The organism is Mucilaginibacter sp. GW822-FHT03E02, assembly GCF_058801545.1.
In genome coordinates this window covers 802,345-813,946 of record NZ_JBXANJ010000001.1, presented here as the reverse complement: position 1 = coordinate 813,946, position 11,602 = coordinate 802,345, and the positions used below count along the sequence as shown (strand labels likewise).

12 protein-coding genes are annotated in these 11,602 nt (G+C 41.8%); 2 read left to right on the top strand and 10 right to left on the bottom strand.

The window, feature by feature from the left end; genetic code table 11:
* Nucleotides 1–12 precede the first annotated feature (12 nt).
* The 10 genes from AC1RM2_RS03125 to AC1RM2_RS03080 all read right to left on the bottom strand — a co-directional run bounded on the left by AC1RM2_RS03125 (nt 13) and on the right by AC1RM2_RS03080 (nt 9,176).
* A complete protein-coding gene (locus AC1RM2_RS03125) occupies nt 13–600 on the bottom strand; it encodes a chemotaxis protein CheB (RefSeq protein WP_492983275.1) in 588 nt (195 codons plus the stop codon).
* Nucleotides 590–1,420 (bottom strand): CheR family methyltransferase, encoded by an 831-nt coding sequence (locus AC1RM2_RS03120; RefSeq protein WP_492983273.1) that lies wholly within the window; start codon nt 1,418–1,420, stop codon nt 590–592. The genes AC1RM2_RS03125 and AC1RM2_RS03120 overlap by 11 nt, the downstream gene beginning before the upstream one ends.
* Nucleotides 1,421–1,423: 3 nt before the next feature.
* Nucleotides 1,424–4,864: a response regulator gene (locus AC1RM2_RS03115; protein ID WP_492983271.1), complete on the bottom strand. Its 3,441-nt coding sequence runs from the start codon at nt 4,862–4,864 to the stop codon at nt 1,424–1,426.
* Nucleotides 4,865–4,960: 96 nt separating this feature from the next.
* Nucleotides 4,961–5,386, bottom strand: a complete 426-nt coding sequence (locus AC1RM2_RS03110) for a hypothetical protein (RefSeq protein WP_492983269.1) — start codon at nt 5,384–5,386, stop codon at nt 4,961–4,963.
* A gap of 168 nt (nt 5,387–5,554) precedes the next feature.
* Nucleotides 5,555–5,884 (bottom strand): gliding motility protein GldC, encoded by a 330-nt coding sequence (gldC, locus tag AC1RM2_RS03105; RefSeq protein ID WP_090653031.1) that lies wholly within the window; start codon nt 5,882–5,884, stop codon nt 5,555–5,557.
* A 143-nt stretch (nt 5,885–6,027) separates the two neighbouring features.
* Nucleotides 6,028–6,603 (bottom strand): hypothetical protein, encoded by a 576-nt coding sequence (locus AC1RM2_RS03100; RefSeq protein ID WP_492983267.1) that lies wholly within the window; start codon nt 6,601–6,603, stop codon nt 6,028–6,030.
* Entirely contained in the window at nt 6,579–6,752 is a 174-nt protein-coding gene (locus AC1RM2_RS03095; protein ID WP_492983265.1) for a hypothetical protein, read from the bottom strand. The genes AC1RM2_RS03100 and AC1RM2_RS03095 overlap by 25 nt, the downstream gene beginning before the upstream one ends.
* 134 nt (nt 6,753–6,886) lie before the next feature.
* A complete protein-coding gene (locus AC1RM2_RS03090; RefSeq protein WP_492983263.1) occupies nt 6,887–7,153 on the bottom strand; it encodes a hypothetical protein in 267 nt (88 codons plus the stop codon).
* Between the two features lie 35 nt (nt 7,154–7,188).
* Nucleotides 7,189–8,544 (bottom strand): DEAD/DEAH box helicase, encoded by a 1,356-nt coding sequence (locus AC1RM2_RS03085; protein WP_492983261.1) that lies wholly within the window; start codon nt 8,542–8,544, stop codon nt 7,189–7,191.
* Between the two features lie 188 nt (nt 8,545–8,732).
* The gene (locus AC1RM2_RS03080; protein ID WP_492983259.1) at nt 8,733–9,176 is read right to left on the bottom strand and encodes a hypothetical protein; all 444 of its coding nucleotides are present in this window, start codon (nt 9,174–9,176) and stop codon (nt 8,733–8,735) included.
* Nucleotides 9,177–9,470: 294 nt separating this feature from the next.
* Between AC1RM2_RS03080 and AC1RM2_RS03075 the strand changes: the two genes are divergently transcribed.
* Both AC1RM2_RS03075 and AC1RM2_RS03070 read left to right on the top strand, forming a co-directional pair.
* A complete protein-coding gene (locus tag AC1RM2_RS03075; protein ID WP_492983257.1) occupies nt 9,471–10,112 on the top strand; it encodes a hypothetical protein in 642 nt (213 codons plus the stop codon).
* Nucleotides 10,113–10,377: 265 nt separating this feature from the next.
* Entirely contained in the window at nt 10,378–11,568 is a 1,191-nt protein-coding gene (locus tag AC1RM2_RS03070) for a carboxypeptidase-like regulatory domain-containing protein (protein ID WP_492983255.1), read from the top strand.
* Nucleotides 11,569–11,602 lie beyond the last annotated feature (34 nt).

The window sequence follows — 11,602 nt, the reverse complement described above, 5'->3', positions numbered from 1 at the left end:
ATGGTGAATTACCTATGTACTTAATAATGTAAAAATTTCGTCAGTATGTAAAATATATTCTGCGGCTCCAATATTAATTGCCGCCGTCGGCATTTCGTCCATTTCTGCATCTTCGGGATGCTGGGCAATGGTTGTGGCGCCGCTATTCCTTAATTTAAGTAATCCTTCTGCGCCATCCTGGTTTGCACCGGATAGCAGGATGGCCATACAACGTTCTTTGTAAACTTCGGCCGCGCTTTCAAAAGTTACATCAATTGATGGTTTTGAAAACCAAACCGATTCTGATACATCGAGGGCAAATATACCTTCCTTTTCAATTAAAGTATGGTAATTTGCCGGCGCTATATAAATAGTATTCTTGTTTAAAATATCCTTGTCGCCAATTTCGCGCATCAGCATCCGGCTGTTTTCGGCAAAGAGTTTTTCAATTTCACTAAAAAAGTTCTTTTTGCGGTGAATTACAATAATTACAGTTTTGTTTAGGTTGGGAGCCAGCAATTTAACTATCTGGAATAATATTTTAAACGAACCGGCAGAACCACCGAGCAGCAGTATTTCGGCAGATTTCCAACGTTCGACCAGGTGTTTATCAGGAGCCAATTTTTTGATAAATATTTTCCTTTGGATTAATCACCTTAAACTTCTTTTTAAAAGTATCCGATCGGATTGTTTCTTTACTCCCCAGGCACAAATAACCCAATGGGCATAAACTTTTATAAAAAAGCTCCAGGATGTGTTCCTGCAACTCAGTTTCAAAATAGATAAACACGTTACGGCAACTTATAAGCTGAAACTCGTTGAATATACCATCTGAAACCAGGTTATGTACAGAAAACAACGTATTTTGTTTCAATTCATTGTGAATTGAAGCCGCATCGTACAAGATAGTAAAATGATCTGATATGGAACCCTTTAAACCGGTAAATTGATAATTTTCTGCATAACTTTTTATATTACGCAGGCTGTATATGCCACGGCGGGCGTCCCTGAGCACTTCGGTATTAATATCGGTGCCGTAAATGAACGATTTATTGCTCAGTCCGGCTTCGCGCAGCAGGATAGCCATTGAGTACACTTCCTCGCCGGTAGAGCAGCCGGCTACCCATATTTTAGAATGCTGATAAGTGGAAAGGTACGGTATAACCTGGTTGTTTAAACCTTTGTAAAACGAAGGGTCGCGAAACATCTCGGTTACATTCACCGTTATCTCTTCCAAAAACTCCTGGAAAAAATTCTGATTGTTTACCAGTGCATGCTTAAGGTCATAAAAGCTTAGTTTTTTTAGCTGCATGATTCTGGTAATCCTGCGTTTTAATGAGGCTTTGGTATAGCCCGAAAAATCAAACCCATGTACCCTTTTAACAAGGTCGATAAGTTCGGTTATTTGGGCTGCGGTTATGATTACATTAATATCAGTCATAAATTAGCTTTCCAGCCATAATTGCATGAGTGAAATTAACCTGTCCATATCAACCGGTTTTGTAATATAATCGTTGGCTCCTGCTGCTATACACTTTTCGCGGTCGTCTTTCATTGCTTTGGCTGTTAAAGCTATTACAGGTAGTTTGGCCCATTTGTTTTGCTTACGGATATATCTTGTAGCCTCGTAACCATCCATTTTAGGCATCATTATATCCATCAAAACAATATCGATATTCGGAACCTCTTCCAACTTGGCAATAGCTTCCTCGCCATCGTTGGCAATTTCCACAATCAGGTCATAGCTTTGCAGGGCGCTGCTCAGGGCAAAAATATTGCGCATATCATCATCAACAATAAGTACTTTTTTGCCTTTAATGGCATCCTTGCCTTTTGCCGGTAATTTTGGTTTTGATAGCTGTGCCGTTTGGCCACTGCCCGACGATTCGCTGATTTTGTTCAGGAACAGGTTAACCTCGTCAATCAGCCTATCGGCCGATTTATTGGTTTTAACCACCATGGCGTTTGCATATTGCATCAGCCTGTTTACCGATACTTTATCCAGCTCCATAGCTGTGTTTACAATTACCGGCAGGGCGGCAAACCTATCAACCTCTTTTATTTTATCCAGCAGGTCTAACCCCGAAATGTCGGGTAGGTTAAGGTCGAGTATTACGCACTGGTATTCATTTTCATGCAGCATACGGAATGCCGATGCGCCGTCAAAAGCCTGGTCTACAGTGATGCCCTGGCCCTGCATCATATCTTTTAAGGCCTGGCTTTGCGCCCGGTGGTCTTCAACCAGTAGTATTTGTTTAAACCGGGTGCCGCTTTGCAGCATAATATCGGCAAACAGCTTATCCAGCGTTTCGGTATTGATAGGCTTTTTAAGGAAGCTGATAGCGCCTTCTTTACGCACACGATTGGCTGCCGCTTCGCCAGCCGACATGAGGTGTACGGGGATATGCATAACAGCCTCATCGGCCTTTAACTCTTTCAATACCTGCCAGCCATCCTTGCCGGGCAGCATAATATCCAATATTACAGCATCGGGTTTGGCTTCTTTTATGGTTTCAACTGCGCGGTTGCCTTCATAAACCACAATGGATTTATAACCATGGTCCCGGGCGTAATCCTGTAGTATGCCTGCAAAGTTTTTATCATCTTCAACAATTACCACCAATGGCTCGCGGTTATCTTCGCGGGTTATCGGTTTAGCCGGTTTCAGGAAATTGCTCTCGGCCTTAAAGGTTTGGGCGGCTGGTGGTACCTCTTCGTTAATAACCGGCACTACTTTGGCCTCAAACGGAATTGTCAATATAAATTCGCTGCCTATTCCTGGTTCGCTGGTCATGCTTATGCTGCCCCCAAGTAGTATTGCCAGTTCGCGACTGATGGACAGCCCCAACCCTGTGCCGCCATATTTACGGCTGGTAGAGCCATCGGCCTGCTGAAAGGCTTCAAATATGATCCGCTGTTTTTCGGCCGGGATACCGATGCCAGAATCTTTAATGGCAAAGCTGACGGTGCTTTCTTTAAGCCCGGGTTTTACGCTGATGGAAATTGACCCGTTCTCGGGCGTAAACTTAAACGCGTTCGAGAGCAGGTTTTTTATCACCTGCTCAACCCTTACCTTATCGGTAAATACGGTTGCAGGTACATCTTTAATGCTGGTGGTATAGTTTATCTTTTTGCTGCTTGCTACTTCGGCAAACAGCATTTCCATATCGTTCACAATTTCGGATATGCTGATATCCTCATTTTGCATATCCAGCTTGCCCGATTCTATTTTGGATAAGTCGAGAATGTCGTTTATCAGTGTGAGCAAGTCGTTACCTGCATTGAATATTACACTGGCGTATTTAATCTGATCTTCTGAAAGGTTTGCCGGCTTATTATCCTTCAGGATACGCGCCAGCACCAGGATACTATTAAGCGGTGTGCGCAATTCGTGGCTCATGTTGGCCAAAAATTCCGATTTGTATTTGCCGGTAGTTTCCAACTCATCAACTTTAAGGTTAATGGCTGCACGCGCCTCTTCAATGGCCTGATTTTTTTCTTCAAGCAAGCTTGCTTTTTCTTCAAGCTCGGCGTTAATAGTTCGCAACTCTTCCTGCTGTACCCGTAATTCTTCTTCCGATGCCTGCAACATTTCTGTTTTATTTACCAATTCTTCGTTGGTAACGCGCATTTCTTCTTGTTGCGCCTGCAGTTCTTCGGCCTGCTGCTGGGTTTCTTCAAACAAGTCGTGCATAATGGTGCGGGCCTGGGCTGTATTAACAGCTATGCCAATATCATTGGCTACGGCCAGGATATATTCGCGTTGGTTGCCGGTCAGTTCGCCGGTAAAGGCAACCTCCATTACACCCTTTAATTTTTTATCAAAAAGAAAGGGGACAATAAATGTTTCGGTAAGCACGTCCTTTACTACAGACGATGATAGCTCCAGGCTGTTATTCAGCTTGCCTTTTACAACCGCTGCCCTTTCATCTTCTGCCACCTGGCCAAGCCATCCTTCTGATAACTGTATCTTCTTTTTTAACAGTTCGGGGTTATGAAAAGCGTATGCCGCAAATAATTCCAGTTGCTGCTCGCGGTCATCATATAAATACAATGTACCGGCGGCGGCCTTGGTATAAGCACAAACTTCAGACAGGATACTTTTTGATAATTCTTTTTCGCTTTGCTGGCCCTGCATTTTCTCGTTAAGGGTGCCGGTACCGGTAAGCAGCCAGTTTTTGGCCTCGTTTTCGGCCAATACTACGCTTAGCTCGGCATTAGCAATTTTAACTGCTTCTTCGGTTTTCTTTTGCTTATCAAAAGTTCCTTGAATGTAGCGGAACAAAAACAGAATAATAAACAGGAATATTAATGAACCGTAAATGATTACATAAATAGCCCGGGTTGAAGCCGTTTCGGAGTTGTTTTTGCGGATGCTGAGCAAGCTGTTTTCGTTTTCGGTAATACGGGCAACCAGTGCGCGTATCATATCCATATTTTGCTTGCCCCTTATAAACATATGGCTGGCAACCATAAATTCGAGCCCCTTGCTGTTGCGGGTATCGATATTTTCTTTTAGGTAATTATGTTGCAAATTAACAAGGGTGGTAAGCGTATCAATACGCTTCACCTGATCACCGTTATCTTTTGTGAGCGTCTTTAACGTTGTCAAATCGGCATCAATAAGCGGCAAAGCCTCGTTATAGGGTTCAAGAAGAACCTTGTCGCCGGTGGCTGCAAAACCACGTACCCCGGTTTCGGCATCAATCATGTGCTGCAGCAGGTTGGTTGACGACTTGATGACATGCTGAGTATGGTCAACCCAGGCATTATCGTCTTCTAACTGGCGAATACTTTTGTATGCCAGGATACCTACCACAAAAACCAGGACAACAGATATAGCAAAGCCGGTTAGTACTTGCTGGCGAAAAGAGAATTTAACCATCAATAAATTTATTTATCTGGCTACAAATATGTTTAAAAAAAACATGTTTACGTAAAAGTATGCAGCAATAAACATATTAGGAATGGTTTGATTTTGTTAAACCACCCCGGGCGGTTTAACAAAAGTTTTAGGCTTGCCACTTAGCGCTCCTGCCAGTGCCAATACAGGCCCCGCGAATAGTACAAACCAGCCCCACTTAAATTTGATTTGCCTGGTTAAAAGCGCATCAAACTTACGAAAAGGAATAAAACTAAAAGAGGTTTCAACCTTTACAATGGCGGCTATAAGTAATACCCCCACCAAAATAACCGACGCCCATGCACAAGCACGTGTAATTTTATACTGGTTTAAAAATGATGAAATAACACCAATGACAGCCACCAGTACAAGTACTATACCGTACGGCTGGTTAAGCTGATAAACGTTCCAGTTAAATAAATGAAACGGACGTAACAACGGACAGTATGTACCTGCAAAAAGCAATACAAAGCCCACAAATGATAAAATTGAACTAAGGCGCATATAGGTTTTAAATTAGTATCAAGTAGTAAGTATCAAGTAGTAAGATAGCTGCAAGCAAAAATAGTATCAAGTAGTAAGTATCAAGACAGTTGCAAGCAAAAATAGTATCCTCACTCACATTTCCCAATCAAAAATCTTGATACTTACTACTTGATACTTACTACTAAATTATTGTTTAATTTCCATTTTATCGGCAAAGTGGGCGCAGTAGTCGCGCAGGTCTTCAACGATGTTCTTTTCGCCGGTGGCGCGTAAAAAACTGTCGCCCATGGTTTGCAGGGTTTCGTAAAAAAAGCGTTTCATTTCGTCAACGGGCATATCCTTGGTCCACAGGTCAATGCGCAGGGTGTTTTTGTAGCTTTGGTCCCACAGGGCCAGCATGAACGATTTTACGGGCAATGCCTCTTTTGATTGCGAATCGGTTGATTCCCACATGATATTTTCGGGCACGTTATTATCATCCAGCGTAACGGTGAGCTTTATTTCGGCAGTTTTCATTTTCTGTTTTATTGAAGTCGCAAAAGTAGGTTATTTTACAGCGACCAGATTATAATGGGTTTGTAATTTTTGAAGTATGCATTTTTTACGACTTAAAATCAAGGGACGAAGGAAACAAAAAAGCCATTCTATGTAGGAATGACTTAAGTTTTTTCTCTGGGTATAAAATAGCCCTTGATACAATCAGGGTTTCTTACACATATCTGGATATGGTTTTTTTGTCTGAATCCCGCATTGTCATATAATTCATTGCCCTCCAAAAAAGCAGACATAACGCTATCGTATTGCCGGTCTTTATTTAATTTGTGAAGCGATTCTATTACAAAACAATCTAACTTTCTTAACAACGTTTCATCTGATCCCTGAGGCCTTATGTTCTCCGGCATTTTTAATTTTGCAGATTTCATTATTTCTGACAATAAATTATAAGTATCCTTTACTATCGTCAGATTTTTATATTCCAGTAAATCAAGGCAATATTTTAAATCGATAACGGCGCCTAAAACAGATGGAGTTTTGATTTTTGAACTTAACCTCTGTTGACTTGCAAATTCAAGGGCTCTTTCGGGAGAATTTGCCCAAAAATATATGCCGGAACCAAGCCAATCGTGATCATTTGAACTTGGCTTAAGTGTTGTTTTATTTAAAACAACACTATCCCTAACACTTTCGTCGCATCCATGAAAACCAAGTATTAATCCTGATCTATCGGAATACATATATCTCTATATTGCCTTTTTACTTTTCCCTCCCGATTGAGCAATCCAATGTCAGTGAGAAATTTTTTTGATTTATCTTCATCTTTGGCAATATCATTAGCTTCCTTTCTTATTTTAGAAAGGTATGTTTTCAACTCTTTGTCGCTCATGATTAATTGATTGATAGTTCAATAACAAATATACGATTTTATCAAATATAATTGAAAGCACCATTTCGTTAAAAAACTACTTCCATTGGGAACTTAACAAGTTCAGAAATATTTGTACCAAACCTCGACAACGTTTACCTAACCAGGAAAAAAATCACAGCTATTAAGGCAATTACGCACAATTCAATAATCCACAGCTTTTTAAGTTCGGCAAAAAAGTTGCGGAACATCAGATCCATAAAAAACACAACCGCAGCAAATAACAGGAATATCCAACCAATGGTACCGCTCCAGTTTTCTAAAGGTCGGCCGGCAATGGCTGCTCCGTTTATCCAGATATAAACAGCCACCACCAAAAAAAATGTGGTTGCAAAATTTAACGGGGTAATGCGCAATTTCATGTAATTGACTGTCTGTTTAAAGTTTTTAAAATCGGTTAACGTTTTTTTCGGGAGGATGATGACCTGGTTTTTCCGCCGGCGGCTTTATAGGCTTTGCCATATTTTACCTTGTTCTTGGCCTCGTCAAACTTTTTATGCTGATTGAGGGTTTTCTTTTCGTGGAAAGCGCCTTTAAAATCCGGGTCGTCTTTACGCTTTTGCATATCAATTTCCTTGGCAATTTCCTGGCGCTCATCGTAGCCTGTTTCCTCAATAAAAACATCATCCGGAATAGCCGAAACCGGAATACTTTGCTTAATGAGTTTTTCTATCTTTTTAAGGTAATATTCCTCGGCAGGGCCGCAAAAAGTAATGGCTTCGCCCGATTGCAGGGCCCGGCCGGTGCGGCCTATCCGGTGTACATAATCCTCTATAACAACAGGTACGTCGAAATTAATTACGTGGCTTACATCGCTTACATCAATACCGCGCGATGCTACATCGGTTGCTACCAGTATTTTAACCTCGTCGTTTTTAAACGAGTTGATAGAGTTGATACGAGTGTTTTGCCCTTTATTGGCATGTAACACTTTAACACCTCCTTCGCCAAATTTGCGCAGCAGAAATTTGTAAACATCATCGGCCACAACACGGGTTTTGCAAAATATCATCAGCTTGGTAATCTCTCCCTCGGCCTCCAAAAGTTTTTTTAACAGGTGAATTTTGGTTTTTACATTGGGTACATAGTACAACAGTTGGTTAACCGTTTGCGCAGGCGTGGCCTGCGGAGTAACCTCAATAATGGTTGGATATTCCAGGAAGTTGTTGGACAGCTCATGAATCTTATCGCTCATGGTGGCCGAAAAAAGCAGGTTTTGCCTTTTTACCGGTACCACTTCAAGCAGGCGGTTAATCTGGGGCATAAAGCCCATGTCCATCATTTTATCGGCCTCGTCAAGTACAAGCACCTGCAGGGTTTTGGTAACTATATGGCCTGCCAGGTATAAATCCATAAAGCGGCCGGGGGTGGCTACAATGATATCTACACCTTTATTGAGGTTTTCTATCTGTGTTTTTGGGCCAAGGCCGCCGTATAGTACCACAACCCTAAGGTCGGTGTTGGCGGCAAAGGTTTTAACGTTTTCCTCAATCTGCATGGCCAGTTCGCGCGTGGGCGAAATAATTAGCGCGCGCGGGGCTTCGCCCTGGGCATATTTAAGCTTCATGATGATGGGCAAAACGTAAGCGGCCGTTTTACCGGTACCGGTTTGCGCTATGCCCATTACATCCTGCCCGTTCATGATAGGAGGGATGGCTTTTTGCTGTATAGGCGTAGCTTCGGTATAACCGGCATCGGCAATGGCGTTTAAAATTTGCCGGTTAAAATTAAATTCTTCAAAAGATACACCCATGGCGCAAAGATAGGCTTTTTGTTGATAGGGCTATTGGATGCCATATCTAATTGTATGCAGGCAGTTCAATTGAATCATAGGCTAAGGTATATCAAATAATAACTTATGAAATTAAGCAAAGTGAGCCATCGATAAAAAAGCGCGAAAGGACTTGCAAGTCTTTGCGTTGCTGCTTTAATCAATTTACGCTACCTTCCCGAGTATTCCTTTAAAATACTCCCGCTTTTAACCCCGTTAGTTGTTGTTGACCAATCATAAAGCATGCCCAGGCTGTTATTTGTAAGCCTTATAACTTTAACCGTATACGTCTCTGCATCATAATTACCACCATTTAACACGTACGCGGCGGCCTTAATAGTTAAGTTGCCCGCCGAAAAATTATATGTGAATCTGGTGTTTTGGTCGTTACCGGTACCGTCCTGATTAAAAACCCACCAGGCATCGCCGTGGTATGATGAATCAACCTGCATTTTTACACTCCCCTTGTTGTAAAAATACATGGTATCCCTTAAAATATTCCATTTACCGCCTGCAAGCTTACTATTGGCTGCTAAAGTTACACTGCCTGAAGAATCTTTTTTACAGGCATTAAATACAAAACAGGCTATCAGGATCACTAAAATATTTTTCATTGTAATAAGTTTAGGAAACTATTTTACAACGAAAAAATCAATTTATATCAATTTATTTTTTAATATTTTCATTCAATACGAAACTGCCTGACATTTAGTTATATATGATATATCGAGCGAATAACCTGAAAGTCTTTACTTATCTTGGCCTAACCTTTAGTATCACTTTTACGTTTAAAGCCGTAATAAAGGATGCATGAGATGTTAACCATATGCAGTACTTTACCTTATCTGTTTTATTGCCTGGTGGTTATATCCCGTTGCTTTCGTTTTTTACACCTATAAAATTCAGCAATGAAAAAACACTTATTTACACTTTTATTTATTGTGGCGGCTTCTTTTGCTGCAAAAGCTCAAATTGGCACCGGCCGGTATTACACTGGCGGTAGCCTTAACTACAATTATGATGGGTATGGCTACACCAATACCTATTCGTTCGCGGCGGGTACCACGGTTTATACCAATCATGGTATATCTAACCTGCAAATTAACCCCGATTTTGGAATGTTCCTGTCAAAAAACTGGACTATTGGTATCCAACCCGGTTACTCACGTACAGGCGGTACCGAAACATCTGTTTACACTGCCCTGGCCGGTAGCGGCACTACCAGTTATCGCTATGATCATAAATACCATACCGAAGCTCTGTCGTTAGGTATCCACTTCAGGTACTATTGCATGCTGAATGACAGGATAGGCATATTCCCGCAATTTGGCGTTACCGAGGCCAATGACATCAACAACTTTAATTCCGGCTCGATAAGTGTTGGCGGCAACCCCAACATCGTGTTTTTTGCCACAAAAAAGCTGGCCGTAAATCTTGGCTTTGGCAACATTTTGTATACTCATGACTATCAAACCAAAGCCAATTCCTTTAACATAGGCTTGAATACCAACATTGGTTTTGGTATAAATTATTACTGGGGGAAACAGTAGTATCTGATTTACGATTAGTCGGAAGCCTTAAGTTATGTCTGCCCTGAATAACGAAATCAGGGCAGGCATTAGTAAGGGAAAGGAGGTAATAAAAGATTCAACCATTCCCACGAACCCCGCAACACGCTCCCCGCAACCGAACCTCATTGTAAAAATCTTATATCAACATCTTATATCAACAAATAAATACTTTGGCAATTCATGTTGCGTTCATAAAAAATGCTTTTTTTAGTAGCTTGAATAATTATTTCAGTATTTTTAGTTAATGCGGCCAATCCGGATAGTTTTTATAGCCTTTGTTTTATTATGCCCGTTGTTTGTTTTGGCGCAATCCGCTACTATTACCGGTAAGGTGGTGCACGGCGAAAGCAAATCGCCATTGGCCAATGCCAGCGTGTTTTTAAATAATGCTACTTACGGTACCTCAACCGCCGAAGATGGCACATTTACCCTATCGGGTGTTAAACCCGGCCAGTATGAATTAATTGTTACCGTAGTGGGGTATGAAGACTATGCACAAACTGTGCAGGTAGGTAATGTGCCATTAAAGCTCGATATATCGCTCACCCAAAAAGTACTCATGCTGCGCGAAGTGGTGATAAGCAGCAATGCCGACTGGAAAAAAAACTATGAGCAGTTCAGGAGGGAGTTTATAGGTACTACCGAGAATTCTAAATTATGCAAGGTGCTTAACCCGCGCGTGCTTAACCTTAATTACCACCGTAGCAAGCAACGGCTGGAGGCAGATGCCGATGAGTTTTTGGTAGTCGAGAACAAGGCCTTGGGCTATCGTACCAAATATTTGTTGAAAAACTATGTGAGCGATGGTATTGAGCATACCATACAATACTCGGGCAGGGCATTGTTTGAAAACCTGCCGGGATCTGCCGAGCAAAAAAAGGTGTGGAAACATAAGCGGGAGGAAGCTTACTACGGCTCGCCCCAGCATTTTTTCAGGTCGTTATATAAAGACAAATTAAAGGAAGAGGGTTTTGAAGCTCACGACTTTACCCGCGCCCTGAACCGCGAACGGCCGCCAGAAGAACTGATTCAACAAAAAATAAAAAGGTATAAAGAAACCAACCGCGACTCGGTTATGCACTGGTACAAACTAAGCAACCTTACCAAATGGAGCGATGAAAATGTGGTGAAGATTCCATATCAGCCGATGGAGATTTTGCGCAGCACACCCGAGGCTGGGATTTATGCCATCGCCTTTCCGCACTTTTTGTACGTTGTATATACCAAAAAGCACGAGCTTACCGAATTTAAGGATGTATACCGCCCGCTGGATATGGAAAACTTTGAAACCAGTATAATTACCCTGTATGGGAGTTATGCCTTGTTTGATAATAACGGCACCGTAATATCAAATCCGGCCCCACTTTACGAAGGCACCTGGTCAAAAGCCAAACTATGCGATTTGCTGCCGGTTGACTATGAGCCGGGAGATTAAGCTTCGCGTCATTAGTCATTGTCGCTTCGCTTGT